This is a genomic window from Actinophytocola algeriensis, from assembly GCF_014203735.1.
In the GTDB taxonomy this organism is placed as follows: domain Bacteria; phylum Actinomycetota; class Actinomycetes; order Mycobacteriales; family Pseudonocardiaceae; genus Actinophytocola; species Actinophytocola algeriensis.
The window spans coordinates 94,687-120,946 of sequence record NZ_JACHJQ010000009.1 but is presented as its reverse complement, the minus strand read 5'-3'; the positions used below and the strand labels follow the sequence as shown (position 1 = coordinate 120,946).

Here is a 26,260-nt window from a genome sequence, read left to right as displayed (position 1 = left end):
CAGGTCAAACGGAAATCGCCGCGTCGTACAGCGCCTTCTTGCTCACACCGTGCGTGGTGGCCACGTGCGCGGCGGCGTCCTTGAGCCGCATACCCCCGTCGGCGAGCGCGCGGACCTCCTCGACCAGGTCGCCGACCTCCCGCCGCCGGGGCGCGGCGCCCTCGACCACGACCGTGATCTCGCCGCGCACGCCGTCGGCGGCCCATGCGGCCAGCTCACCGAGGCCGCCGCGGCGGACCTCCTCGTACGTCTTCGTCAGCTCCCGGCACACCGCCGCGCGCCGGTCCGCGCCCAGCACCTCGGCGGCGACCTCCAGGGTCGCGGCGATGCGGTGCGGCGACTCGAAGAACACAGCGGTCCGCGGCTCCTCCGCGAGCGCCGCGAAGAACCGGCGCCGCTCCCCGTCCTTGCGGGGCGCGAAGCCCTCGAAGCAGAACCGCTCGCACGGCAGCCCCGACAACGCGAGCGCGGTCGTCACCGCCGACGGTCCCGGCAGGCACGTAACGGTCAGGTCCTTCTCCACGCAGGCCGCGACCAGGCGGAATCCCGGGTCGGACACGCTGGGCATGCCCGCGTCGGTGACGAGCAGGACGGTCTGCCCCTGCTCGACGGCCGCGACCAGCCCGCCGATCCGGCTCGTCTCGACCGCGTCGTAGAAGCTCACCACCCTGCCGCCGGGCGTGGCGCCGAGCGCGGACGCGAGCGCGCGGGTCCTGCGGGTGTCCTCGGCGGCGATGACGTCCGCGCTCGTCAGGGCCTCGACGAGACGCGGGGACGCGTCCCGGGAGTCCCCCAGCGGGGTCGCCGCGAGCACCAGTCTGCCGTTGTTCTCAGCCATCACCGACAGTCAACACGCCCGGACTCGGCCATCCCGACGCGGATGCCACATCCGGCCGCCTACGATCTCTGCCCGTGAGTCTTACCGTCACCCGCCAGGCAGCGGTGTCACCCAACATGGGTGGTGCGGGCGGGAGACCCCTGTCCGAAGGTGACATCGCCGAGATCCACCTGATCGGCAAGCCCATGCCGACCGACCGCCTGCGTGGCTGGCTGGTCGCGGGCTTCCTGGCGATCTTCGGCGGGTTCGTGCGGTTCCAGAACCTGGGCTTCCCCACCGACAAGGGCACGCCGGTCTTCGACGAGAAGCACTACGTGCCGCAGGCGTGGGAGATGCTGCGCAACGGCGGGTACGAGGACAACCCGGCCTACGAGCTGACCGTCCACCCGCCGTTCGGCAAGCAGCTGCTCGCGGTCGGCGAGTTCCTGTTCGGCTACAACGGCTGGGGCTGGCGGTTCACCGCCGCGCTCGCGGGCGCCCTGATGATCCTGCTGACCATCCGCATCGCGCGGCGGCTGACCCGCTCGACGCTGCTCGGCGGCATCGCGGGTGTGCTCCTGATCTGCGACGGTGTGTCCCACGTGCAGAGCCGCATGGGCATGCTCGACATCTACCTGGCGTTCTTCGTCCTGCTCGCGTTCGGCTGCCTCCTGCTCGACCGCGACCAGGTGCGGCAACGGCTCGCCGTGGCGGTCCGCGAGGGCTGGGCGACCGAGACGGCCTACGGGCCGTGGCTGGGCTTCCGCTGGTGGCGCTTCCTGGCCGGGGTGTCGCTGGGGCTGGCGTGCGGGTCGAAGTGGTCCGGCGTCTTCTTCATCATGGCGTTCGGCCTGCTGATGGTCTTCTGGGACGCGACGGCCCGCCGCTCGGCGGGGGTGGCGCGGCCGTGGGCCGGCTCGATCATGCGGGACGTGCTGCCGGGCCTGTGGGCGATCGTCGGGGTGGCGCTGCTGGTGTACCTGGCGACGTGGTGGGGCTGGTTCATGTCCGAGACGGGCGTCGACCGCCATCTCGCGGACCAGGCGAACCACCACGGCTGGTACGACTTCCTGCCCACGGCCCTGCGGTCGCTGTGGCAGTACTCGGGCAACGTCCTGGACTTCCACGAGAACCTGAAGACACCGGCGACGGGCCAGCACCCGTGGGAGTCGAAGCCGTGGACTTGGCCGATGGGCCTGCGCCCGATGCTGTACTACTACGACAGCGGCACCGTCTCCTGTGGTGAGGAGCGGTGCGTCAGCGCCACCATGCTGATCGGCACCCCCGCGATGTGGTGGGTGTCGCTACCGGTGCTGGGCTGGGGTCTGTGGCGGATGATCGGCCGCCTGGACTGGCGCTTCGCGGGGGTCGTGGTCGCGTACCTGACCTGCCTGCTGCCGTGGTTCACCAACCTCGACCGCCAGATGTACTTCTTCTACGCGACCCCGATGGCCGCCTTCCTGGTGCTGGGGATCGTGCTGGTGCTGGGCCAGATCATGGGCACGGTCAGAGACGGCTACGAACGGCGCGGCACCGGCATGCTCGTGGTCGCCCTGTACGTGGGCTTGGTGGTGGCCAACTTCGTGTGGCTGTGGCCCATCCTGAACGGCGACTCGATCACGGAAGGCCGCTGGCAGTCCGAGCTGTGGCTCCCCAGCTGGCGCTGACCCCGCGCGAGCCCATGAACGGGAGACTCGCGCGGGGTGCCGGTCCGCTCGCGTGGGTGCCGGTCAGCTCGGGTTGATGTGGGCGCGGGGCACCACCTGCGTCACCGGGCCCGCCGTCTCCTGGCCCGCGCGGGCGATCCACGCGGTCATCTCCCGCTGCACGGCGGCCAGTGTGGGCCGGCGCGCCGGGTCCTTGTCCAGGGACGCGGCCAGCAGCCGCAGGTGCGTGCTCCGCTGCGGCAGGTGTGACAGCGGCTCGGCCTTCGCCGCCGCCATGAGCGCTGCCATCGCGTTCTCGCGCACGCCCCGCGGCGGGTTGCCCGCCAGCGCGAAGCTCACCGTCGCCGCGAGCTGCCACGCGTCCGACGCCGGGGTGGCCGTCGCGCCAGTGGCCGTCTCCGGCGCCAGGAAGTCCGGCGTGCCGACCATCATCCCGGCGGCGGTCAGCGTCTGGTCGCCCTTGGACCTCGCGATGCCGAAGTCGATCAGGTGCGGGTTGCCGTCCGGGTCGACGATCACGTTCGCCGGCTTCACGTCCCGGTGCAGCACGCCCTTCGCGTGCGCCGCCGTCAGCGCGCCTGCCATCGTCAGCCACAGCCGGGCGGCCTGCAGGTCGGACAGGGTGCCCTGACCGTGCACGACCTCCGCGAGCTGGTCGCCCTCGATGTACTCCATGATCAGCCCGAGCCCGTCGGCCTCGGACACGATGTCGTACACGCGCACGCAGTTCGGGTGGTGCACGGCGGCCAGCGCCCGCGCCTCCCGCAGCATGCGTTCCTCGGTCTCGGCGTCCGGTGCGTGCGCCATCTTGATGGCGACGGTGCGGTTGAGCTGCGTGTCCTTCGCCAGCCAGACCGTCCCGAACCCGCCGGTGCCGAGCTGGCGCAGCCGCTGGAACCGGCCGTTGGACGGCTTGAGCACCGTCGTCGGCTTCTCCGAGGCGAACGGCAGCGGGCCGGGGTCGGCGGCCAGCGCGGCGAGCGCCTGCCGGTCCGGCTCCGGTTCCGGCAGCTGCGGCGCCACCTTCGTCGGCGGTGGCGTCCGCGCGGGCTGCGCGTGCGAGGGCGGCACGTACGGCGGGGGTGGCGACGGCGGCACGTACGGCGGCGGCTTCTGCTGCTGCCGCACCTGTTGCTGCTGCGGCGGTGGCGGCTGCTGCGCGGCGCGCTGCTGGTCCGCTCGCCGCTGCTCGGCCGCGCCGGCGGCCTTCTGCCGCCGCTCGATCACCGACCAGCTCGGCGGGCCCACCACCAGCAGCGGCAGCAACCCGAGGACGCTGGCCAGCAGCAACCCGATCCACATGTACGTGGCGACGTTGACCTTCACCGCGGCGCTCAGCAGCAGCGCGGCCAGGAACGGCACCCAGAAGAACCGGCCGGGCCACTTCGAGCCGCGCCGGAACGCCAGGCGCGCCTGCAGCCACACGAACAGCAGCGCGATGCCCGGCACCACGAGCAGCATCGCGTACCGCAGCAGCACCATCGGGCCGCTCTCGAACGGGTGGAACAGCACCTCGTACACCGTCGGCCTGCCGCCGAGGAAGTAGTCCTGCCGGTCCACCCACCCGCAGACGCCGCGCCCCATCGAGTCGGCCTCGGGGATCGTGAGCCCGGTGCCCGCGTTGCGCCTGACGTCGACCTGCCCGTTGCCGTACACGGTCAGGAACGTCTCGGACGTCCCCATCGTGTACAGCCACGGCAGCAGGAACGCGAACACGCCGCCGATCAGGCCGAACACCGTCAGTGTCACGGGGTTGTAGGTGTTGCCCGTGCCCTTGCGGACGAGCGCGATCAGCACGGCGCCCAGCGCGGGCAGCAGCCCGACCAGGAAACCCGCCATGACCGTCGCCCACACCCATTCACCCGGGCAGAAATTGGGCTGGAAGAGGTCGTGGGCGAGAGAGATCAGCGAACTACCCATCTCGACGAGCAGATTCACAGTCCCTCCCCTCCCCTTCGTCCATGAGACCAGAAGAACACGTTCGTGGATCCACCCTATGTCGACCTGTACTGCGCCCGTAGATACCAATCCGGCCGAAAGCGAAACGTTGTTCGGCCGCAGGCTGGCCAGGTTCGCCCACTTTCGGCCTCCTTGGTAAGCGACGCTGACGACAGTGACCAGGTTGCCGCAGAGCGCTAAGTTCACATTCCATGGGTAGCTACCAGGACGCGTACCAACGGAGCCTCGCGGACCCGGAAGCCTTCTGGCTGGCGGCCGCCGAGTCGATCGACTGGGAAACCCCGCCGGAACGAGCCCTCGACGACAAGACGGCACCGCTGTACCGCTGGTTCCCCGGCGGCGTGCTGAACACCTGCCACAACGCGCTCGACCGGCACGTCGACGGTGGCCGCGCCGACCAGACCGCCCTCATCTACGACTCCCCCGTGACAGGCAGCAAAGCGTCGTTCACCTACCGTGAGCTGCGCGACGAGGTCGCCGTCTTCGCCGGCGCCCTCCGCGACCTCGGAGTCGGCAAGGGCGACCGCGTGATCATCTACATGCCGATGGTCCCACGGGCGGTCGTCGCGATGCTCGCCTGTGCCCGGCTCGGCGCGGTGCATTCGGTGGTGTTCGGCGGGTTCGCGCCCAAGGAGCTCGCGACCCGCGTCGAGGACGCGACGCCGAAGGTGATCGTGGCGGCGTCCTGCGGCATCGAGCCGACCAGGGTCGTCGAGTACAAGCCCATCATCGACGAGGCCCTGACGACGACCGCGCACCAGCCGGACGCGGTGGTCGTCCTGCAGCGGGAACAGGCCAGGGCCACGCTCGGCGACCGGGACGTGGACTGGGACGAGGCGGTCGCGAAGGCGTCGCCTGCCGAGTGCGTGCCGGTGGCGGCGACCGACCCGCTCTACATCCTGTACACGTCCGGCACGACCGGTAAGCCGAAGGGCGTGGTCCGCGACAACGGCGGGCACGCGGTGGCGCTGGCGTGGTCACTGCCGAACATCTACGACCTCCACCCGGGCGAGGTGTGGTGGACCGCTTCGGACGTCGGCTGGGTGGTCGGCCACTCCTACATCGTGTACGCGCCGCTGCTCATCGGCGCGACCACCGTGCTGTACGAGGGCAAGCCGGTCGGCACCCCGGACGCGGGCGCGTTCTGGCGGGTCATCGCAGAGCACAGGGCGAAGGCCCTGTTCACCGCGCCGACGGCGTTCCGCGCGATCAAGCGCGTCGACCCGTCCGCCGCCGAGCTGGAGAAGTACGACCTGTCCGCCTTCAGGACCCTGTTCCTGGCCGGTGAGCGGCTCGACCCGGAGACCTACCACTGGGCCAGCGAGAAGCTGGGCGTGCCGGTGGTCGACCACTGGTGGCAGACGGAGACGGGCTGGCCGATCGTCGGCAACCTGCGCGGCCTGGAGCCGATGCCGATCAAGCCGGGCTCCCCTTCGGTCCCGGTCCCTGGCTACGACGTGCGCATCCTCGATGGTTCCGGTGCTGAGATGCCGCGCGGCCAGGAGGGCGCGATCGCCATCAGGTTGCCGCTGCCGCCCGGCACGCTGCCGACCCTGTGGGGCGACGACGACCGCTACGTCGAGTCGTACCTGTCGCGGTTCGACGGCTACTACCTCACCGGCGACGGCGGCTTCGTCGACGAGGACGGGTACGTGTTCGTCATGGGCCGCACCGACGACGTGATCAACGTGGCCGGCCACCGCCTGTCGACCGGGTCGATGGAGGCGGTGCTGGCGTCCCACCCGGCGGTGGCGGAGTGCGCGGTGATCGGCGTCGCGGACTCGCTGAAGGGGCAGCTGCCGCGCGGGTTCGTGGTGCTGAAGGCGGGCGCGGACATCGACGAGGAGACGCTGCGCGCGGAGCTGGTCGCCGCGGTGCGCAGGGAGATCGGCCCGGTGGCGGCGTTCCGCGACGTGTCGGTCGTCGAGGGGCTCCCGAAGACCCGCTCGGGCAAGATCCTGCGCAAGACCATGCGCGGCATCGCCAACGGCCGCGACGAACCGGTCCCGTCGACCATCGAGGACCCGGGCGTGCTGGACGCGCTGCGCCCGATCCTGCGCGGCGTCGACTGACAGGTACCGGTCAGCGCCCGCCCGATCGCCCCCGCGGGAAAGCGGTTCGAGGACGCGGCGCGGTGGTCGCCAGCGGGAACCCGGAACTCGGCCGGGCCCGGCAACACGGCGGTCATCGGGTGGCTCGGCTACGACACGCCGAACTCGCTGGAGCCCGCCCTTGCTCCCCGCACCGAACGATGCCGCGGCGGACCTCAACCGGTCCAGGAGGGCCTGCGCTCCACCCACGACGGCGACATCATCGCCGACGTCGGTATCACCGGCGAGTTCGGCGCGGACCCGACCGGGCCGAGGGCCCCGGCCTGTGGAACGACGGGGACATCGTCGCGAACCGGCCGCCCGATGACCAGAAGGGCTGACCCCGCCTCCACACAAAGGGGGACGACGGATCCGCGCGGCCTCCCTAGGTTCGGTACTACGCCGACCCGGGGAGGAACCGTTGCGGTACAAGGGGGTCGCGGCGTTGCTGGCGCTCGCGAGCGGGCTGGTCCACGTGCCCGCCGCGAGTGCCACAGCGGCCGCGTTGAGTGGCGCGAGCGTCGTCCTGCCGAACCTGGACGACGACAGCAGGCGCTGCCACGTCACGGACGAACAGATGGACGCGCTGGGCGCGGCGGCCGACGCCGAGCTGGCCGCGTGCCACGACGCGGCGGACGAGGTGGTGAACGGGCGCGCCGACGAGGAGGACCTCGCGCGGCTGCGAGCGCACGCGGCCACGTCCGGCCGGGTCACGGTCGAGGGCCGGGCGCACGTGTTCGTCCGGCGCGGCGGTGTGTGGGAGCCCGCGGCGGAGCTGTCGCAGGCCGAGCTGCGGCGCGGTGTCGACCTGGGTGTCGAGGCGACCGACGTGCGCCGCCCGGACTGGGACGGGCGGGTGACCGTGACGCTCACGGCAGGCGGCCGGTCGGTCAGCCACCGGCTCACCGTCGCACCCCTGTTGCTGCAGCACGACCTCCAGCGCGCGACCACGGTGTTCGCCGCCCGGCCCGGCGACGGCCCTGGGCGGCCGGCGGGCTGGGAATGGCCGGGTGGCTGGGAACCGCACGACTGGACGTCGTTCAGCGGCGGCCTCGACGCCGCGGGCGCGCCGTTGCGGTACGTCACCGGCACCGGCACGTGGTGGCAGGACGTCTGGTGGCAGGACCTGTTCGAACCCGCCTACGCCAAGGCGGACGGCCAGACCATGCGGTTCGCGATCCGCTCGGCGAACATCTGGGACGTCGCCGGGGTCCGCACGCCGCGTCCCGCGGCCAGGGCCGTGTTCCGCGACCTGCGTGGACCGGATGTCGCGGTCGTGCAGGAGCTGGTGGACGACGGCCGGGACGCACTGGAAGACCTTCGCAACGCGACCGGCAACATCGAGTCGCTGCCGCCGTACCGGGGTTACCCGAAGGGGCGCCTCGTCTACGGCTCGGACCCGAGCGGCGTCATGACGCCGGACCCGGCGTTCATCGGGCTCCTCACCAGCCAGGGACAGCAACCGCCCGTCGTGGTCGACACGTCCTGGCTGATGGTGGGCCACGCCGACGAGACGACGCACGTCGTGCGGGCCCGCAACGCACGCGGCTGGACGATCATGGTCGCCGACCCTCGGCTGGCGCTGGCGACGCTGCGGTCGGCCAAGGCGGACGGGCACGGCGCCGCGCGGTTCACCGGCGCCCGGGAGAACAGCACGATCGACGAGGTCCTGGCGGATCCGAAGGCGCTGGCCGACAACGAGACGGCCGCGCGGCACATCGACGACCAGCTGTCGGTGCTGCTCGCCGAGACCGGGCTGCGGGTGGGCGAACTGGTTCGCGTGCCGGTGCTGTTCACGGCGCCGGAGCAGCTCGGCGGCCTGTTCGTGGCCGCGACCCCGGGCATCCCGAACGGCCTGTCGGTCGACGCCCGCACGTTCGCGGCACCCGACCCGCACGCACCGGTGGTGCACGGCCGCGACCTCTTCAAAACGGTGACCGAACGCGCCCTGCGCGGCGTGGACGTGCACTGGGTCGAGGACCTCGGCTGGGCGCACCTCGGCGGCGGCGAGGTGCACTGCACGACCAACGCCTGGCGCGCGGTCTAGGACGGCGGTCGCCGCCGCGCGTCGGCGCGGCGGCGACCTCGTGTCACAGGTTGATCATGTGGCCGGCGAGGCCGTGGACGGCCTCCTTGACGGCCTCGCTCAGCGTCGGGTGCGCGTGGATGTTGCGCGCGACCTCGTGGACGGTGAGGTCCCACTGCTGGGCCAGGGTCAGCTCGGGCAGCAGCTCGGTCACGTCCGGGCCGATGAGGTGGCCGCCGAGCAGCTCGCCGTACTTCTTGTCCGACAGCAGCTTGACGAACCCGCGGGTGTCGCCGAGGCCGTGGGACTTGCCGTTCGCGGTGAACGGGAACTTCGCGACCTGCACGTCGTAGCCCGCGTCGCGGGCCTGCTCCTCGGTGAGGCCGAAGCTCGCGATCTGCGGCTGGCAGAACGTGGCCCGCGGGACCATGCGGTAGTCGATCGGCATGGTCTCGGCGCCGCCGATGGTCTCGGCCGCGACGATGCCCATGGCCTCGGCGTTGTGGGCGAGCATGAGCTTCGCGGTGACGTCACCGATCGCGAAGATGTGCTCGACGCTGGTGCGGCAGTACTCGTCCACGTCGATGGCGCCGCGCTCGGTGGTGCGCACGCCGGTGTTCTCCAGGCCGTAGCCCTCGATGTTCGGCTGGAACCCGATGGCCTGCATGACCTTGTCGGCCTTGAGCGTCTTCTTCTCGCCCTTGGTCGAGACCTCGACGGTGACCTGGTCACCGGAGTCGTCGATCGACTCGACCTTCGTGCCGGTCAGCACGGTGACGCCGAGCTTGCGGTACTGGCGCGCCAGCTCCTTGGACACCTCGGCGTCCTCGAGCGGCACCATCCGGTCGAGGAACTCGACGATCGTCACGTCGACGCCGTAGTTGGCGAGCACGTACGCGAACTCGACGCCGATCGCGCCCGCGCCGGCGATGATGATGCTGCCGGGCAGCTCGTCGGTGAGGATCTGCTCCTCGTACGTCACGACCCGCTCGGACAGCGAGGTGCCGGGCAGCAGCTTGGCCGACGCACCCGCGGCGATGATGCAGTTGTCGAAGGTCACGGTCTCGCCGTTGACCTCGATCGCGTTCGGCCCGGTGAACGTGCCACGGCCGGTGAACTCCGTGATGCCGTTCTTCTTCATCAGGTAGTGCACACCCTTGACCCGCCCGTCGGCGACGGTGCGGCTGCGCGCGTGCGCCACCCCGAAGTCGAATCGGACGGTGCCGTCGACCTCGATGCCGAACGTCTTCTGTTCGGTGGTGAAGATGTGCGCGAGCTCCGCGTTGCGCAGGAGCGCCTTGGACGGGATGCAGCCCACGTTCAGGCAGACACCGCCCCAGTACTTCTCCTCGATGACGGCGGTCGAGAGTCCCAGCTGCGACGCCCGCACCGCGGCCACGTACCCACCGGGTCCGGCCCCGAGAACCACGACATTGAAATGTGTACTCACGACCCAACCCTAGGCGAACCGGGCGGGTCTTCGCCGGGGGTGGGTACCGGCCGTGGCCGCCGGCCCCCTCGAACCACGCTACGGCACGGCACCGACACTCCTGACCAGCGAGATCGTCCTCGGGGCGAGTTGTCCACAGCCGGGTGGGTTGTCCACAGCCCGGCCTCGCGCACGGCGGCCCTGTCGGCCCTCGCCCGTAGGCTGGGAACCGGGGGCCGGAGGCCACTCGCCCTGCCCGCATCGTGCCCGGACCGTGCCCGACTTCCCGCCCGAGCCGGGCCCAACTTCCCGCCCGATTCGGGCCCGACTTGCTGCCCGGGTCGTGCCCGACTTCCTGTCCGAGTCGTGTCCGATTTCCGTACCGTCCGCCCGGTAGGTGTGCGACTTACGTCCGCCGCCTCCCACACGCGGCCCCGCCGCTCGTCAGCGCCCGATACGTGAGTAGTTCTCGCACCAATCGCGCACCTCGTTGCCTCGTAACCAAAACAGACCGGCAACGTCTTCCAGGATTGTCTTGACACAGCGCCGCCGTGCGCCCAAAGTTCACCCATTGGTCTAAACCACTAGGTCTATACCAGTAGGTCTGAACCACTGGGAATGATCGCGCGGCCAGCGCATGGAAGGACAAGATCGTGAAGCGCTTGACGAAGGTGATGGCCGGTGCCGCGGCCATCGCGTTAGCCACGGCCGGCTGTGCCGGCTCGGGGGGCGGCGGCAGCGAAGAGAGCAGCGGCGGCCCGCGCACACTGACGGTCTGGCTGATGAACGGCTCGGCTCCCGAGACCCTCACCGACGCACTGAACAAGGAGTTCGAGGGGGCGAACGAGGGCGTCACCGTCAAGTACGAGGTCCAGGAGTGGAACGGCATCCAGGACAAGCTGACCACCGCCCTGGCCAGCCAGAACCCGCCGGACATCATCGAGCTCGGCAACACCCAGGCGCCGTCGTTCGCGGCCCTCGACGTGCTGACCGACCTGACCGCCGACGTCGACAGCATGAACGGCGGCCAGTGGCTGCAGTCGCTGAAGGCCTCCGGCGAGTGGGACGGCAAGCAGTTCTCCACGCCGTTCTACGCCGCCAACCGGTCGGTCATCTACCGCACGGACATGTTCGAGCAGGCCGGGATCGCCGCGGCGCCGACGTCGCGGCAGGAGTGGCTCGACGCGATCACCAAGCTGCGCGCCAAGTTCGGCAGTGACCCGCAGTTCCAGGCGCTCTACCTGCCCGGCCAGAACTGGTACACGCTGCTGTCCTTCATCTACGACGAGGGCGGCGACATCGCGGAGGCGAACGGCACCGAGTTCAAGGCGACCATGAGCAGCCCCGAGGCCAAGGCCGGTCTCGAGTTCTACAAGGAGCTGGTCGAGGCGTCGGGCACGACCGCGCCCAAGGACAACGACGAGCAGAACCCCGAGCAGGCGGGCATCTACGGCCAGGGCAAGGTCGCGATGATGATCGCGCTGCCGTGGGAGCTGGGCACCGCCGCGAAGGACAACCCGGACATCGAGAAGAACAGCTCCGCCTTCCCGATCCCGTCGAAGAACGCGGGCGAGACCGCGCCCGTGTTCCAGGGCGGCTCCAACCTCGCGATCCCGGTGAACAGCAAGAACACCGACCTCGCGAAGGACTACCTGCGCCTGCTGCTGTCCGACAAGTACCAGACGCAGTTCGCCGAGGCGGGCATGGTGCCGGGCGCGTCGACCGACCTGTCCGCGCTGGACGCGAACCCGGTCAGCAAGGCGATGGCCGCCGCGTCGAAGAACGGCCGTTCCGTCCCGGCGACCCCGACGTGGGCGACCATCGAGGCGGGCCAGAACCCGCTGAAGGACATGCTCACGGCCTACCTCACCGGCGTGAAGGACATCGACACCGCGACCACGGACGCGGACACCGCGCTGGACGCCGCCTTCACCGGCTGATGGCAACCATTCACAACACCATCCGCACTGACACGGTGCCGGCGGGGACCTCCCCGCCGGCACCGGCGCGCGCGTCGGGGCGCAAGCGCGCCGGTCTCGGTGAGAAGACGATCCCCTACCTGCTCCTCGCACCGGCTGTGCTCGTGATGCTGGTGCTGCTCGCCTGGCCCGCACTCCAGGTCATCGGCATCAGCTTCCGCAAGCTCGACCTCGGTGAGCTGGTGCGCGGCGAAGTGGTCTGGGTCGGTGTCACCAACTACACGGAGGTGCTGTCCGACCCGGAGTTCTGGACGATCACGCTGCGGACGGTCCTGTTCACGGCCGCGGTCGTGGCGGGCACGGTCGTGGCGGGTCTGCTGATCGCGGTGCTCATGCGGCACCTGACCGGGCCGGTCAAGGTGTTCGTGCAGGTCACGCTCGTGCTCGCGTGGGCGACGCCGATCCTCGCGACCACCACCGTGTTCCAGTGGATCTTCGACCAGCAGTACGGCATCCTCAACAAGACCCTGGTCAAGCTGGGTTTCGACTCCTTCCAGGGCTACTCGTGGTTCTCCTCCGGCACGAGCACGCTCACCGTGATCGGCATGCTGATCCTGTGGCAGGCCGTGCCGTTCGTCTGCTTCACGATCTACGCGGGCCTGCTGCAGGCGCCGAAGGAGCTGTACGAGGCGGCCGCCATGGACGGCGCGTCCGCGTGGCAGACGTTCTCGACCGTGTCCTGGCCGACGATCCGGCCACTGGTCACGCTCGCCACGTTCCTGTCGGTGATCTGGGACTTCAAGGTGTTCGCGCAGGTGTGGGCGATCCGCGGCGGCGGCCCGGACGGCGAGAGCACCACGCTGCCCGTCCTGCTGTACCTGCGTGGCATCGCGGGACGGCACTTCGGCGTCGCGTCGGCGGTCGCCGTGCTGATGATCCTCGTGCTCGTCGTGCTCACCGCGCGCTACCTGCAGCTCTTGCTGCGCACCCGGGAGGGTGACGTCTCGTGAACAAGACCCGGGGGCAGCGGATCACGCTGAACACGGCCGGCGTGCTCGTCGCGCTCGTCTTCGCCTTCCCCACCTACTGGCTCCTGACCAGCGCGTTCAAGCCGTCGACCGCGATGCTGACGCCCGACTACGACCTGATCCCGCTGTCGGTCACGTTCGACAACTTCGTGAGCGCGTGGGCCAAGCCGGGCTTCCTGACGCACCTGACGAACAGCCTCATCGTGACGGTCGGGGCCGTGCTGCTGTCGCTCGTCGCCGGCGTGCTGGCGGCGTTCCCGCTGGCCCGGCTGCGCTTCCGCGGCCGCAAGGGGTTCCTGCTGCTGGTGCTGATCGCGCAGATGGCGCCGATGGAGGCGCTGTTCATCCCGATGTTCCTGCTCATGCAGGACGCCGGGCTGCTCAACAAGCTGCCGTCGCTGCTGCTCGTGTACTTCGCGATCACGCTGCCGTTCACCGTGTGGACGCTGCGCGGGTTCGTGCAGGGCATCCCGTACGAGCTGGAGGAGGCCGCGATGGTCGACGGCTGCGGCCGGTTCGGCGCGTTCCGCCGGGTCGTGCTGCCGCTGCTCGGGCCGGGCATCGTGGCGACGTCGGTGTTCGCGTTCATCACGGCGTGGAACGAGTTCCTGTACGCGCTGGTGTTCATGCGCGACAAGGACAAGCAGACGCTGCCGGTGTGGCTGTCGACCTTCAGGACGGTGTTCGGCACGGACTGGGGCGGCATCATGGCGGCCTCGGTGATGTACTCGCTGCCCGCCCTGATCTTCTTCCTGATCGTGCAGCGCAAGCTGGTGTCCGGGGCGACGGCGGGGGCCCTCAAGGGTTGACCTGGTGGTCTGGACCACTTATACCTGGAGGTCCGAACCTTTCGGGAGGATCTTGTGTCCAGGTTCCCTGCGTCCCGTGTACTGACCGTCGTGGCTGTGGGCGCGGTGGCCGTCCTCGGCCTCTCCGCGCCCGCCACCGCGAACGTTCCGAAGGAGTCCCGTATGACCCAGGTGATACCGGCACCCGTGTCGGTCACACCTGACCGCCACGGCGGCGGTTTCACGATCACCCCAGGTACGGCGATCTCCGTCGACCGCGCCGCGAAGGGCGTGGGGAACTTCCTGGCCGGCGTGCTGCGGCCGTCGACCGGGTACCGGCTGCCGGTGGTGACGGACCGTCGCCACGGCGGAGGCATCGACCTGTCACTGGGGTACGTCCCCGCCCGGCTGGGCACCGAGGGTCACGAGCTCACGGTCGACCGGAAGGGTGTGTCGCTGAAGGCGCGGACCCCGGCCGGTCTCTTCACGGGTGTGCAGACGCTGCGCCAGCTGCTGCCGGGTGCCGTCGAGTCGCGCTCCAAGCAGCGCGGCCCGTGGGTGGTGCCCGCAGGCCGGATCGTCGACTACCCGCGGTTCGCGTACCGCGGCGCGATGCTCGACGTGTCCCGGCACTTCTTCACGCCGGACGAGGTGAAGCGCTACATCGACCAGATCACGCTGTACAAGATCAACCACCTGCACCTGCACCTCGCGGACGACCAGGGCTGGCGGATCGAGATCGAGAGCTGGCCCAACCTCACGACCCACGGCGGTTCGACCGAGGTCGGCGGCGGTCCCGGCGGCTTCTACACGAAGGCGCAGTACCGCGACCTGGTGTCGTACGCGGCGGCCCGCAACATCACGATCGTCCCGGAGATCGACATGCCGGGACACACGAACGCGGCCCTCGCCTCCTACGCGGAGCTCAACTGCGAGGGCGTGGCGCCGCCGCTGTACACCGGTATCGAGGTCGGCTTCAGCTCGCTGTGCATCGACAAGGAGATCACGTACCAGTTCGTGCAGGACGTGATCACCGAGCTGGCGGAGCTGACCCCCGGCCCGTACCTGCACCTGGGCGGCGACGAGGCCCACTCGACGACGGACCCGGACTTCATCAAGTTCTTCGACCGCGTGTTCCCGATGGTCGAGGCGACCGGCAAGCAGCTGCTCGGCTGGCACGAGTACCTGAAGGCCACCCCGCCGACGTCGGCCGTCGCCCAGTACTGGGGCACCACCACCACGAACGACCTGGTGTCCGAGGGGGCCGCCCGTGGCCACAAGATCCTGATGTCCCCGGCCAGCAAGGCCTACATCGACCAGAAGTACGACGAGAACACCCCGCTGGGCCTGTCGTGGGCGGGCTACACCGAGGTGGACGACGCGTACGACTGGAACCCGGGCACGTTCGTCGAGGGTGTCCAGGAGTCGTCGGTGCTGGGTGTGGAAGCCCCGCTGTGGTCCGAGACCCTGGAGAACAGCGACCACATCGAGTTCATGGCGTTCCCGCGGCTCCCGGCGATCGCCGAACTGGGCTGGTCCCCGTGGTCCAGCCACGACTGGCAGTCGATGCGCACCCGCCTGGCCGCGGAGGCCCCGCGCTGGGAGGCCATGGGCGTCGACTTCTACCGGTCCCCGAAGATCGACTGGTGATCAGCGCAGTGGCGTGCGGTTCCCCATCTGGGCGAGGACCGCACGCCACTGGTCACTTCGGGCCATCACCCGGGTGACGGGCACCTTCTTCACCCGCCCGTCGGTCTTGGTCCAGAAGATGCGGTTCCCGTCGACGTGCAGCGAGCCGCCCGCCGCGCCACCGAAGGTCCGCGTCATGGGCCCGAGCAACGCCTTGGTGATGATCGTCCCCGACCGCGGGTCGAACTCGAAGTAGGTGCGGGAGAGCTGCAGCACCCCGAGCAACGCGAGCAACGGCCCCAGCACGATCGAGAACCCGGCCGACCCGCCGGTCTGCAGCAACCAGAACGCGAGCACGAAGTTGACAACCCCGAGCACGATGAACACGATCGGGATGGCGGGGTTGTAACGCACGGCCATGGCAGGTCCTCTCGAGTGTGAGTCGCGGCCCAAGATAGAACACCGGTGTGGGCGCGAGGAGTGGAACATTCCACATCGGGACAGGACCGTTCTCCGGACCGGCACCGAAGCCGTCGCATCAGGACAGAGCGTCCGCGACGCGCACAGGACGCGGATTCGCTAGCCGTGCACCCGTTCCACCGTCCCCGTCAGCCGGGCCCGTTCCGCCGCGAACACCGCGAGGTGGGACTCCAGCGACTCCGCCGGGCCGGACAGGATGTGAGTCGCGTCACCGGTTGCCACCGCGGTGGTGAACGCGGCGACCAGGCCCGCGTCGCCGCCCGCGTGGCCCGCGTCGGTGTCCACGCCCTCGTTCGGGACCGTCAGGACCTCGGTCGTCTCGGTGACGAAGTCGTGTAACCGCACGCGGATGCCGTCACCGTCGAGGAAGCCTCGGGTGCCGAAGATCTGGGTGCGGCGGTCCGTGTGCGGGGTGAACGCGGTCATCGTGAACGTCGCCGTCGTGCCGCCCGCGAACTCCATCGCCACCACCTGGTGGTCGACCACGTCGTTGTCGCAGCGGTACACGCACCGGCCGTACGGGCCCTCCCGCAACGCCCTGGTCACCGATGCCTCCGTCACCTCGTCCGCCAGCACGCTCACCGGCCAGCCCGTGCGACCCCCGCGGACCATGCCCAGGTACAGGCGAGGCGCCGAGTACGGGCACACCGGCTCCACGCCGCAGTCCAGGCACCGGTCCGCCGAGCCCGCCGGGGCGTTCTCCGCCGTGAAGTGGCGCAGCGACCCGAAGCTCGACACCCGCTCGATCGGCCTGCCCACGATGTGCCGCAGCCAGTCGATGTCGTGCCCCGACTTCGCCAGCAGCATGAACGACGCCTCGTCCGTGCGGCGCCAGTTCCCCCGCACGTACGAGTGCGCGTAATGCCAGTGCCCCACCGGTTCGAGGTGCTGCACGCTGACGACCTCACCGATCCGGCCGTCGTCGACCAGCTGCTTCACCAGCCGTGTGTACGGCCGGTACCGCATCACGTGGCACACCGCGAACAACACGCCCGCCTCGGTGACCGCGCCGACCAGCGCGGCGCACTCCTCCGGGGTCGGCGCGAGCGGCTTCTCCACCAGCAGGTGGTAGCCCTTGCGCGCCAACGCGACCGCCGGGCCGATGTGCTCGGCGTCCTGCGTGGACACCACGGCCGCGTCGGCCAGCCTCGGTGCCGCGGCCAGCTCCTCCCACGAGGAGAACACGTGCGTCACCCCGTGCCGGCGTGCCAGCCGTTCGCGCTGGTGCGCACGCGGCTCGGCCACTGCGACCACCTGCGCGCCGGGCAGCTCGCCGATCAGTTCCGCGTACCCGGCGCCCCGCTGTCCCGCCCCCACGATCGCGTACCGGACCATCACTCCCCTTTCACGTAGGTCGTCACCGTCACCGACGCGGTCACCCGCACCGGCGACGACAACGTCGCCACCTTCTCCCGCAGCGCCGCCGCGGCCACGTGCCACGCGCTCGGCCCCATCCCGACGAGTGCCAGCACCTCCTTGTGCCCCAACGACATCCCGAACTCACACGTGTCCTGCGCGGACACCACGAACCCCGGCAGCGACGCCGTCACCCGGGACGCCTTGTCCTCGGCCACGGTCAGCAGGTCCAACGCGGACACCAGCTCACCGAGGTGCGCGGAGGTCGGCGCCACCACCACGAGCCGCCCGTCCGGCGCCAGCACCCGCGCGATCTCGGCCGCGTTGCGTGGCGCGAACACGTTGAGCGCCACCGACACCGCACCGTCCCGCACCGGCAGCCGCCGCCACGTGTCCGCGCCGACCGCGCCGGCGCGAGCGTGCGCACGGGCCGCCCGCCGCAGCGCCGGTTTGGCGATCTCGAGCGCGATGCCCACCCGGTCCGGCGCCGCGTCGAGCACCGCCGCCAGGTAGTGGCCGGTGCCCGCGCCCAGGTCGAGCACGCAGCCCTCCCCCGCGCACGCGGCGACCACGGCCTCGACGATCGGCGCGTAGTGCCCGGCGGACAGGAACTCCTGCCGCGCGGCCACCATCTCCGCGCTGTCGCCCGTCACGGACGCCTTGCCGGGCAACAGGGTCACGTACCCCTGCCGCGCCACGTCGAACGTGTGGCCGGACGCGCAGCGCACTGACCCACCGGCCATGTCCAGCCCGGCGGAACAGTGCGGGCAGGCCAGGTACGGGATCACGTCGGCGAGCACCACCCGACCCTAACCGCGCCGCGCCAGCTCCGTGACCAGCCCGTGTAATCGCGGCACCCGCTGCTCGGACTCGGGCTTCATCAGCACGCTCCTCAGCACCCGCGCGCTGTCGGCGTCGGGCGTCACGGCGTGCCCGCGGGCGGCGAACGCGTCGGCCGACATCCGCAGCACACTCAGGAACACCGGGTCTCGCGTCGCGTTCATGCCGTCGGTCAGCACCCGCGCGGTCGCCGCGTCCACCCCGGACAGCGCGTCCCGCGCCGGGAAGTAGGTGACGATGTCCAGTGCGGGCTCCTGGTAGAGCGTCAGCTCGTCCGAGGAGTCCAGTAAGGACGCCCACTGCTCGGTGGCACGCCGGTTCGCCGCGAGGACGCCGCGCAGCCCCTCCATGCCCAGCACCCGCAGCGTCAGCCACAACGCGGCCGCCGCCGCGCCGGGCCGCGAGCACTCCAGGCTGATCTCGCCGAGGTGCAGGTCGGACTCGGTGAAGTACGTGTACGGCGAGTCGTGGTGGTAGAACCGCGCCACCGACGGGTCGGCGAACAGCACCGCGCCGCACCCGTAGGGCTGCAGGCCGTGCTTGTGCGGGTCGATGACCACCGAGTCGCACCGCGCGATCGCGCGGAACGCCGCCGCGTCCGCGAGGTCCGGCAGCAGCGTGTAGAACCCGCCGTACGCGGCGTCCACGTGTAACCGGACCCCGTAGCGCTCCCGCAGCGCCAGCGCCTCGTCGATCGGGTCGACGGCACCCAGCCCGGTGGTGCCCGCGGTGAGGACGACGGTGCCCACCGCACCGGTCTCCAACAGCTCCGCGAGCGCGGGCATGGACATCCGCCCCGCCGCGTCGACCGGCACCTCATGCCCCTCGAGCCCGAGCAGGTGGCACATGCGGGAGTGCGTGTAGTGCGCGTCCGCGCTGTAGGCGATCCCGCGCCCGGGGTGGGACTCCCGCGCGACGAACAGGGCCTCCAGGTTCGCGACCGTGCCGCCACCGGTGAGGTGCCCGAGGTGCTGCGGTAACCCGAACATCCCGGCCAGCTCGGCGACCACCTCACGTTCCATCCTGGACGTGGCCGCACCGCCGTCGTCGGCGTGGTTGTTGGGGTTGACCAACATGGCCGTCAGGTAGCCGGCCACCGCGACCGGGTGCGGCGGCTTGAGCATCTGCCCGGCGTAGTCCGGGTGGAAGTACGGGTAGTTGGCCGCGCCCAGCCGATCGACCAGCTCCTCGAAGCCGGCCGAGAAGGCGTCTGGGTCGACGTGCTGGCTCGGGTGCGCCTCGTACGGCGCGAACGAGCCCTGCCAGGCGGAGATCGCGTCGACCCCCTGCCGCAGCCACGTCGGAAGTTCTGTCATGCCCCCACGATGACACGAGGCACCGACAAAACGGGACGCCCCCGGTGCGGGGGCGTCCCGTTGTGGACAACTCGGGTCAGCTACGAGCGCGTGCCCGCAGGAGGAGGAGCACCGCGCCACCCGCGATCAGCAGGCCCGCGGCGAGCGCCATCAGCCAGCCGCCGTTGAAGCCGGTCGAGGCGAGGTCGTCGTCCTGCGCGGCGGGCGCGACGTCGACGGAGGTCGTCGTGGTCACCGCGGCGCTGCTGGACTCCGAGCCGTTGCCGGTCGTGGTGGTGGTCGCAGGCGACGAGCTGTCCGTCGTCGTCGTGGTGGTCTCGGTGGTCGTGGTGTTGTCGGTGGTCGTCGTCGTGGTCGGGGTCGTGGTGCTCTCACCGACGCCGCAGGCGAACCAGTGGCTGATGCCCGCGGGGCCGCCGCTGGCGTTTATCGGCGAGTGCAGGTCGAGCCACGGCAGGTCGCCGAGGTCCGCCACGTCGTACTGGTTGTAGGCCGGACCGCCCTTGACGATCACGCCGACGACGTCGACGCCGCCCACGACCGCGGTGACGTCGATGTAGGTGCCGTCATCCGTGGCCGTCAGGTCACCGGTGACGTCGTGGCTGCCGGGGTACAGGGCGCCGCAGTCCGCGGCGACCACGTTGCCCGGGTGCGCGGTGGCGCGGTCGTCGCCGGAGACCGGGTCACCACTCGGCTGGCCGAGGGCTGGGGCGGCGAACAGGACAGCCCCGGCGACCGCCGAGGTGAGGGCCAGCGTGGCCCGGAGGTAACGGCTCATGTCTGTCTTTCCATGTGTACTGAGTGGGTCGGGTTCGACGAGCCGCCGCGAGCCGGGGGGATAGCCCTACCCCGGTTTCGGGTGTTGGCGCCAGTGTTCCCGGGCCAGGTGGGGACCAGGCTTGTTCGTGTGCCGAACAAGGAGGAAGCCGTGCTAGCCCAGCTGTTGCGCCGACACCCGTTCACAGCGGTCGGACTCGTCGTCATCGTTACCCTTGGCGTTCTCTTCGGCACATTTGTCACCGCTGTGGCTGACCACCCGCTGGGTGATCAGATTGCCTACGGTGTGCCCGCCTTCCAGGACGGTCGTTGGTGGTCCGTCCTCACCGGAGCGCCGTTCTCGATCACGCCGCTCTGCTACGTCGCGGTACTGGCGAGCTTCGCCGCGTTCACCGGCTTCCTGGAACACCGGCTCGGCACCGCGCGCGCGGCTCTGACCTGGGCGATCGGGCACGTCGCCGGGATTGTCGGTGCGATCGCGCTGATTGACATCACCGGCAGCGCGCTCGTGTCCGCATTGGACGTCGGCCCGTCGGGCGGGGCGATGGCCGCCGCCGCGGTCGCCACCGCGACCCTCACCCCGAAGTGGCGACTTTGGACACGATTTGGTCTCATCGCCTACGTCGTCGGTTCACTGTTGCTGATCGGCCACCTCGCGGACGTCGTGCACCTCGTCGCCGTCGCGGTCGCGCTGCCGCTCGGCCCGCTGTTCGTCCGCCGCACCGAGAAGGTGACCGCGTCCGACCGGGCCGTGGACCTGCTCGAGACCCACGGCGGCGGCACCCTGTCGTGGATGACGACCTGGCCGGGCACGGAGTACCTGTACGGCGAGGACGGCTACGTCGCCTACCGCCGCCACGCCGGGGTCGCGATCGCGGTCGGCGACCCGGTCGGCTCGACCGACTGGCAGCGCACCGCTCCGACGGCGTTCGCCGCCCACTGCGAGCGCGAAGGCCTGGTCCCGGCGTGGTTCTCCGTGACCGCGGCGACGGCAGACGCGGTCGGCGCCAAGCGCGTCCAGGTCGCCGAGGACACCATCGTCGACCTGCCGGGCCTCGAGTTCCGCGGCAAGAAGTGGCAGGACATCCGCACTGCCCGCAACCGGGCGGGCAAGGACGGCATCACGTTCCGCATGGTCACCCTCGCCGACGAGAGCCCGGCGATCATCCGGCAGGTGCGTGAGGTGTCGGCGGGCTGGCTGCGCGGCAAGCGCACCCCCGAGCTGGGGTTCACGCTCGGCGGGGTCACCGAGGCCATGGACCCGCGCGTCCGCGTCGGCATCGCGGTCGACGCCGACGGCACGGTCCACGGCGTCACGTCCTGGCTGCCGATCATGGACGATGCCGATGACGGCGGCACTGGCGAGCCGCGCGGCTGGACCCTCGACATGATGCGCCGCAAGGCCGACGGCTTCCGGCCGGTGATCGAGTTCCTGATCGCCGAGGCCTGCATGACGTTCCAGTCGGAGGGCGCGCGGCTGGTGTCGCTGTCGGGTGCGCCGCTGGTCCGCACCGGTGACCACAAGGCCACCGTCGTGAAGCGCGCGCTCGACGCCACGGGCAAGCTCATGGAGCCCCTGTACGGCTTCGGCTCGCTGCACGCGTTCAAGGCGAAGTTCCAGCCGCGCCGCGAGCCGCTGTACCTGGCGTATCGCGGTACCGGTGACTTGCCGAGGATCGGCGCCGCCGTGCTGCGCGCCTACCTGGCTAAGCCCACCGCCGCGCCGCGTCGGCCAGTGCCTTCCGTGCGCCGGCACCCAGCTCCCGCACCAGGTCCGCGGCGGGCAGTGGCCGGGCGAACTCGTACGACTGCCCTGCCCACAGGGACATGGACTGCGGGTCGCCCGCTTTCCGCAGGTCTCTGGTCAGCTGGTGGACGTGCGGGTACGCCGGTGGCGCCGCTGCCGAGTGCTCGGACAGGAAGCGGTTCACCAGCCCCCGCGCGGGCCGGCCGGTGAACGCGCGGGTGACCTCGGTGGCCGTGTCACCGGCCGCGAGCGCCGCGAGGTGGAGCGGGTTCGCCCCGCTCTCCGGGCAGGGCAGGAACATCGTGCCCAGCTGCGCGGCGCTCGCACCGGCGACCAGCACGGCCGCGACGTCGGCGCCGGTCGCGAGCCCGCCGGTCGCCACCAGCGGCACGTCGGTCACCGAGGACACCTTGCGCAGCACCGGGATCAGGCCGGTGTGGTCGATGCCCTCGTTCACGAAGGTGCCGCGGTGGGCACCGGCCTCCTGGCCCTGCACGACCAGCCCGTCGGCCCCCGCGGCGACGGCCTCGCGGGCCTCGTCGACGGACGTGACGGTCACGAACACCTCGGAGCCGTGCCTCTTCACCTCGGCGACGACCTCGGCGGCCGGGCAGCCGAACGTGAAGCTGACGACCGGCACGTGGGCTTCGGACAGCAGCGCGAGCTTGGCGTCCCAGTCATCGTCGCCGCCGGACGGGTCGCCCAGCGCGACGCCGTACCGGTCGGCCTCGGCCGCCAGCTCGGCCGCGTAGGCGGTCACCGCCGCCTCGTCCACAGCGGAACGTTCGGGCACGAACACGTTGAGCCCGAACGGCTGGTCTGTCAGTTCACGCGTCCGGGTGATCTGGTCACGGACGGCGTCGGCGGTCAGGTAGCCGGCGGCGAGAAAGCCCAGGCCACCGGCGTTCGACACGGCTGCCACCAGTTCGGGTGTGGAACCGCCACCCGCCATCGGGGCTTGCACGACCGGGTGGTCGAGCCCGTCGAGGATCGTCATCGTTCCCCTTCCCCTGGGAAGTCCTGGTCGAGCAGGCGCAGCAGCGGCGCGGCCTTCACGACGGTCTCGGTGACCTCGTCGTCCGGTGTGGACAACGCGATGATCGCGCCGCCGACACCGTAGGACACGTGGTCGGCGGCGGCCACGACCGTCCGGATGACCATGCCGAGGTCGGCGGCGCCGGACAGCGAGAAGTAGCCGAGGGCGCCGGAGTACACACCCCGCGGGCCGGCCTCGAGCCGGTCGATCAGCTCCATGGTGCGCAGCTTCGGCGCGCCCGTCATGGAGCCGCCGGGGAACGCGGCACGGACCGCGTCGACGGCACCTCGGCCGGGGGCGAGCGTGGCGCGGACCGTGCTGACCAGCTGGTGCACGGTCGGGTGGGTCTCGACGGTGAAGAGCCGCTCGACGCTGACGCCGTCGAGGGCGGCGACGCTGCCGAGGTCGTTGCGCACGAGGTCGACGATCATCAGGTTCTCGGCGCGGTCCTTGGCGGCGGCGCCCAGGTCCAGCCGCAGGGCCGTGTCCTGCTCCGGGGTGGTGCCGCGCGGCCGGGTGCCCTTGATCGGCTCGGACACGGCGACGCCGTCGGGGGTGATCTTCAGGAAGCGCTCCGGCGACACGGAGAGGATCGAGAGTTCCCCGAACCGCAGCAACGCGGCGAACGGCTCGGGGTTGGCACGGCGCAGGCGGCGGTAGGCGGGCCAGGGGTCGAGCTTGCCGTCGGCGGTGAGCTGGTTGGTGAGGCAGACCTCGTAGGTCTCCCCCGCGACGATCTCCCGCTGACAGGCGGCGATGAGGTCGAGGTAGTGGGCGCGGTGGTGGCGTGCCCGCAGGGGACCCAGCTCGAGTTGTCCACAGCCGGGTGAGTTGTCCACAGTTGCCCCACCGCCCCTGGCGTCCACGCCCCCCTCCTGGTAGACTGGCAAGGCGGGACGCCCCCGGGACAGGGTGGGGGTTTGCGTACCGGGCTCCGTGGTCAGCGCGGCCAGCAGCTTGTCGGTTTCTTCCAGCCACTCGTCGTCGTTCAGGGTCAGCAGGTGGACGTCGCCGTGCCGGTGGTCGAACACGATCGCGCGGTCGGCGAAGATCATGGCCGCGTCCGGGTGCGGGGAGCGGTGTGCCGCCGCCGCGCCACACTCGGCTTTCAGCTCGTAGCCCAGGTAGCCCACCCAGCCCAGCGCGAAGTCGAACGGCACCGAGGGCGGGCTGACCGGCTGCCGCGCCAGGTCGGCCGCCAGCCAGTCCAGGAAGCCGCTCTCGACGACCTCGTCCTGGTGGTCCGCGCGCCGGACCGTGACCGTGCCGGTGGTGACGTCCGCCGTCGCCACCTTCGCCATGGGGCCGCTCGCGTCACCGAGCATCGAGAACCGGCCGCCCTCGGCACCGCCGTCCGCACTGTCCAGCCAGAACGCGTAGTCGGCGCGGGCGTACAGGGTGTCGAACACCGTCTCCGCGCTCGCCGCGGTGGCGACCCGCCGGTGCCGCACCGGCGGCGCCGGACGTCGCGTGCGGACCGTGACAGCGGGCCGTCTCCCCGGTTGCCGCAGGAAGTTCGCGATCAGCCGGTGTCCGTGCTCGGTGCGGATCGACTCGGGGTGGAACTGCACGCCCCACTGCGGCCGCTCGCGGTGCCGCACCGCCATGAGCACACCGTCGTCGCTGGTGGCGACCGGTTCGAGCACGTCGGGCAGGCGCGTGGCGACCAGCGAGTGGTAGCGGACCGCGGTGAACGGCGTCGGCACACCGGCGAACAGGCCCGTGCCGTCGTGGTGGATGGCCGACGTCTCGCCGTGCCGGACGCGCGGGGCGGGCCCGATCTGACCGCCGTGGACGTGGCAGATGCCCTGGTGGCCGAGGCACACGCCGAGCAGCGGGAGGTGCGTGGTGCGGATGACCTCGCCGCAGATGCCGAAGTCGGCGGGCCTTTCCGGGCGGCCGGGGCCGGGCGAGACGATCACGTGGGTGAAGGTGGCGAGGTCGACGTGCTCGTCGTTGCGCACCACGGTCGGAGCCACGCCCGTCACCGCCGCAACCTGGTGACACAGGTTGTACGTGAACGAGTCGTAGTTGTCGATGATCAGCGTGCGCATGGCCACCCCGGAGCTTCGCCGATGGGCGGGGCCGGGCGCAAGGCGTCGTCCGTCACTGGTGGCTGGCCGGCAGCGTGGCAGGTGTGCGCCGCTGCCGGCCAGCGGCTGTACGCGGGGTTACCGCCTGATCCCATGGTGGGCAAGGAAAATCTCCCCGGCAACGTGCCTCGACCGGCACTCAACCACCACGAGTCCCAGCGGCTAGGAACACGGGGACGGCGACGAACACCCGGTCGCGGGCGGCACGGGCGGCCTGCTCGTCGAGCCACGGCCCCTCGGCCATGCTCGCCAGCACCGGAAGCGCCGGTTCGCCGGTGAACACCACCAGGTGCGCCGCCACGGTGACGCCGGTGAACCCGTGGTCCAGCAGGAGGTTCCGGTACTGCCGGGCGACGCGCGGATTCGGGAGGCCATCGGCTCGGGCGTGGACGAGCGCACGGGTCTGGGCGGGGTCGGCCGAGTCGATGACGATCGCGTCCCAGTCCTGGCCGGTGAGCACGGCCCGGCCGCCCGGCCGCAGCACACGCCAGGCCTCGGTGAGCGCCGGAGTGGGGTCGGCGAGGACGTGGAGGACCTTGTCGGCGCGGTAGCCGGTGACGGACGCGTCGTCGAGGGGCAGCGCGGTGGCGTCGCCGACGTGGAACTCACCCGCGGGCCACCGTGTCGCCGCGACCTCGATCATCTCCGGGTCGAGGTCGACGCCGATCGCCTTCTTCCCGAGCGCGGCCAGCTCCCCGACCGCGCGACCGCCGCCGCAGCCGACGTCGACGACGGTGTCACCGAGGTCGCGGTAGGAACGTGTGCGCAGGTCAGTGGCTTGCGGCAGCTCGTCGAACGCGTCGAGGAGGTTCAGGAGTGTGGACATGCCCCCCATGCTGCGACTTAATGTCGACATGAAGTCAATCGGTGAGGTCGCGTCCCGCTTCGGGCTGCCGACGCACGTGCTGCGGCACTGGGAGTCGGAGGGCCTCCTCTCACCCGCGCGGAACGGCGACCGCCGCCGGTACACGGACGCGGACCTGTACCGGGTCGCGTCGATCCTGCTGGCGAAGGAAGCGGGCTTCGGGCTGGCGGACATCCGCTCGATGCTGTCCGCGGGCACCGCGGCGGTCAGGCACGAGGTCACGGCCCACCACTGCGCCGTACTGCGGGAGCGGATCGCCCGCGCACAGGCGGCGCTCGCCATGATCGAGGGCGGGCTGACGTGTCAGCATGACGACCTGATGGCGTGCGAGAACTTCCGGGGTCTCATCCGGGACGTTCCCGGATGCGAGGACCTGCCACCACCGCGATCCTGATGTC

At 71.0% G+C, this 26,260-nt stretch carries 19 protein-coding genes and 1 pseudogene; 9 read left to right on the top strand and 11 right to left on the bottom strand.

Going from position 1 to position 26,260, the window contains the following annotated elements; all coding sequences use genetic code 11:
* Positions 1-4: 4 nt before the first annotated feature.
* A complete protein-coding gene (gene rsmI, locus FHR82_RS36575; protein ID WP_184815217.1) occupies positions 5-838 on the bottom strand; it encodes a 16S rRNA (cytidine(1402)-2'-O)-methyltransferase in 834 nt (277 codons plus the stop codon).
* Positions 839-954: 116 nt separating this feature from the next.
* Between rsmI and FHR82_RS36570 the strand changes: the two genes are divergently transcribed.
* Positions 955-2,484 carry a dolichyl-phosphate-mannose--protein mannosyltransferase gene (locus FHR82_RS36570; protein ID WP_184815476.1) on the top strand — a complete coding sequence of 510 codons (1,530 nt, stop codon included), beginning with the start codon at positions 955-957 and terminating at the stop codon, positions 2,482-2,484.
* A 63-nt stretch (positions 2,485-2,547) separates the two neighbouring features.
* Here the strand turns inward: FHR82_RS36570 and FHR82_RS36565 are convergent, their stop codons facing one another.
* Positions 2,548-4,422 carry a serine/threonine-protein kinase gene (locus tag FHR82_RS36565; RefSeq protein WP_311771449.1) on the bottom strand — a complete coding sequence of 625 codons (1,875 nt, stop codon included), beginning with the start codon at positions 4,420-4,422 and terminating at the stop codon, positions 2,548-2,550.
* Positions 4,423-4,634: 212 nt separating this feature from the next.
* Here FHR82_RS36565 and FHR82_RS36560 point away from each other — a divergent pair, with 212 nt between their 5' ends.
* Positions 4,635-6,515, top strand: a complete 1,881-nt coding sequence (locus FHR82_RS36560) for a propionyl-CoA synthetase (protein ID WP_184815216.1) — start codon at positions 4,635-4,637, stop codon at positions 6,513-6,515.
* Between the two features lie 439 nt (positions 6,516-6,954).
* Entirely contained in the window at positions 6,955-8,580 is a 1,626-nt protein-coding gene (locus FHR82_RS36555; protein ID WP_184815215.1) for a protein-arginine deiminase family protein, read from the top strand.
* 43 nt (positions 8,581-8,623) lie between these two features.
* Here FHR82_RS36555 and lpdA read toward each other — a convergent pair whose 3' ends face one another.
* Positions 8,624-10,009, bottom strand: coding sequence for a dihydrolipoyl dehydrogenase (gene lpdA / locus FHR82_RS36550; RefSeq protein ID WP_184815214.1), 1,386 nt, complete (start codon positions 10,007-10,009; stop codon positions 8,624-8,626).
* 632 nt (positions 10,010-10,641) lie between these two features.
* Here lpdA and FHR82_RS36545 point away from each other — a divergent pair.
* From FHR82_RS36545 to FHR82_RS36530, 4 genes are all read left to right on the top strand, one after another.
* Positions 10,642-11,928, top strand: a complete 1,287-nt coding sequence (locus FHR82_RS36545) for an extracellular solute-binding protein (protein WP_184815213.1) — start codon at positions 10,642-10,644, stop codon at positions 11,926-11,928.
* Positions 11,928-12,917, top strand: a complete 990-nt coding sequence (locus tag FHR82_RS36540) for a carbohydrate ABC transporter permease (RefSeq protein WP_184815212.1) — start codon at positions 11,928-11,930, stop codon at positions 12,915-12,917. The genes FHR82_RS36545 and FHR82_RS36540 overlap by 1 nt, the downstream gene beginning before the upstream one ends.
* The gene (locus FHR82_RS36535) at positions 12,914-13,744 is read left to right on the top strand and encodes a carbohydrate ABC transporter permease (RefSeq protein WP_184815211.1); all 831 of its coding nucleotides are present in this window, start codon (positions 12,914-12,916) and stop codon (positions 13,742-13,744) included. The genes FHR82_RS36540 and FHR82_RS36535 overlap by 4 nt, the downstream gene beginning before the upstream one ends.
* 162 nt (positions 13,745-13,906) lie before the next feature.
* Entirely contained in the window at positions 13,907-15,373 is a 1,467-nt protein-coding gene (locus FHR82_RS36530; protein ID WP_311771448.1) for a beta-N-acetylhexosaminidase, read from the top strand.
* Here the strand turns inward: FHR82_RS36530 and FHR82_RS36525 are convergent, their stop codons facing one another.
* The 5 genes from FHR82_RS36525 to FHR82_RS36505 form a co-directional block, all read right to left on the bottom strand.
* Positions 15,374-15,772 carry a hypothetical protein gene (locus tag FHR82_RS36525; RefSeq protein ID WP_184815210.1) on the bottom strand — a complete coding sequence of 133 codons (399 nt, stop codon included), beginning with the start codon at positions 15,770-15,772 and terminating at the stop codon, positions 15,374-15,376.
* A 159-nt stretch (positions 15,773-15,931) separates the two neighbouring features.
* A complete protein-coding gene (locus FHR82_RS36520; protein WP_184815209.1) occupies positions 15,932-17,167 on the bottom strand; it encodes a Gfo/Idh/MocA family protein in 1,236 nt (411 codons plus the stop codon).
* Positions 17,167-17,988 carry a putative RNA methyltransferase gene (locus tag FHR82_RS36515; RefSeq protein WP_184815208.1) on the bottom strand — a complete coding sequence of 274 codons (822 nt, stop codon included), beginning with the start codon at positions 17,986-17,988 and terminating at the stop codon, positions 17,167-17,169. The genes FHR82_RS36520 and FHR82_RS36515 overlap by 1 nt, the downstream gene beginning before the upstream one ends.
* A gap of 9 nt (positions 17,989-17,997) precedes the next feature.
* On the bottom strand, positions 17,998-19,344 hold the full coding sequence (locus FHR82_RS36510) for a pyridoxal phosphate-dependent decarboxylase family protein (RefSeq protein WP_184815207.1): 1,347 nt from the start codon (positions 19,342-19,344) through the stop codon (positions 17,998-18,000).
* Positions 19,345-19,420: 76 nt separating this feature from the next.
* The gene (locus FHR82_RS36505; RefSeq protein WP_184815206.1) at positions 19,421-20,122 is read right to left on the bottom strand and encodes a hypothetical protein; all 702 of its coding nucleotides are present in this window, start codon (positions 20,120-20,122) and stop codon (positions 19,421-19,423) included.
* Between the two features lie 12 nt (positions 20,123-20,134).
* Here FHR82_RS36505 and FHR82_RS46815 point away from each other — a divergent pair.
* A pseudogene (locus tag FHR82_RS46815) lies at positions 20,135-21,760 on the top strand (MprF family protein); the annotation flags it as partial.
* 67 nt (positions 21,761-21,827) lie between these two features.
* Here the strand turns inward: FHR82_RS46815 and FHR82_RS36500 are convergent.
* The 3 genes from FHR82_RS36500 to FHR82_RS36490 all read right to left on the bottom strand — a co-directional run bounded on the left by FHR82_RS36500 (position 21,828) and on the right by FHR82_RS36490 (position 25,823).
* The gene (locus tag FHR82_RS36500) at positions 21,828-22,859 is read right to left on the bottom strand and encodes an NAD(P)H-dependent flavin oxidoreductase (protein ID WP_376706472.1); all 1,032 of its coding nucleotides are present in this window, start codon (positions 22,857-22,859) and stop codon (positions 21,828-21,830) included.
* Positions 22,860-22,861: 2 nt separating this feature from the next.
* Entirely contained in the window at positions 22,862-24,958 is a 2,097-nt protein-coding gene (pabB, locus tag FHR82_RS36495) for an aminodeoxychorismate synthase component I (protein ID WP_184815204.1), read from the bottom strand.
* Positions 24,959-25,136: 178 nt separating this feature from the next.
* Positions 25,137-25,823, bottom strand: a complete 687-nt coding sequence (locus tag FHR82_RS36490) for a methyltransferase domain-containing protein (protein WP_184815203.1) — start codon at positions 25,821-25,823, stop codon at positions 25,137-25,139.
* Between the two features lie 28 nt (positions 25,824-25,851).
* On the opposite strand from FHR82_RS36490, the gene FHR82_RS36485 reads away from it, so the two are divergent.
* Positions 25,852-26,256 carry a MerR family transcriptional regulator gene (locus FHR82_RS36485; RefSeq protein ID WP_184815202.1) on the top strand — a complete coding sequence of 135 codons (405 nt, stop codon included), beginning with the start codon at positions 25,852-25,854 and terminating at the stop codon, positions 26,254-26,256.
* Positions 26,257-26,260 lie beyond the last annotated feature (4 nt).

Coding starts and splice junctions, on each gene's coding strand:
- rsmI (WP_184815217.1), bottom strand. CDS start 838: ATGGCTGAGAACAACGGCAGACTGGTGCTCGCGGCGACCCCGCTGGGG.
- FHR82_RS36570 (WP_184815476.1), top strand. CDS start 955: ATGGGTGGTGCGGGCGGGAGACCCCTGTCCGAAGGTGACATCGCCGAG.
- FHR82_RS36560 (WP_184815216.1), top strand. CDS start 4,635: ATGGGTAGCTACCAGGACGCGTACCAACGGAGCCTCGCGGACCCGGAA.
- FHR82_RS36540 (WP_184815212.1), top strand. CDS start 11,928: ATGGCAACCATTCACAACACCATCCGCACTGACACGGTGCCGGCGGGG.
- FHR82_RS36530 (WP_311771448.1), top strand. CDS start 13,907: ATGACCCAGGTGATACCGGCACCCGTGTCGGTCACACCTGACCGCCAC.
- FHR82_RS36525 (WP_184815210.1), bottom strand. CDS start 15,772: ATGGCCGTGCGTTACAACCCCGCCATCCCGATCGTGTTCATCGTGCTC.
- FHR82_RS36520 (WP_184815209.1), bottom strand. CDS start 17,167: ATGGTCCGGTACGCGATCGTGGGGGCGGGACAGCGGGGCGCCGGGTAC.
- FHR82_RS36510 (WP_184815207.1), bottom strand. CDS start 19,344: ATGACAGAACTTCCGACGTGGCTGCGGCAGGGGGTCGACGCGATCTCC.
- FHR82_RS36505 (WP_184815206.1), bottom strand. CDS start 20,122: ATGAGCCGTTACCTCCGGGCCACGCTGGCCCTCACCTCGGCGGTCGCC.
- pabB (WP_184815204.1), bottom strand. CDS start 24,958: ATGCGCACGCTGATCATCGACAACTACGACTCGTTCACGTACAACCTG.
- FHR82_RS36490 (WP_184815203.1), bottom strand. CDS start 25,823: ATGTCCACACTCCTGAACCTCCTCGACGCGTTCGACGAGCTGCCGCAA.
- FHR82_RS36485 (WP_184815202.1), top strand. CDS start 25,852: ATGAAGTCAATCGGTGAGGTCGCGTCCCGCTTCGGGCTGCCGACGCAC.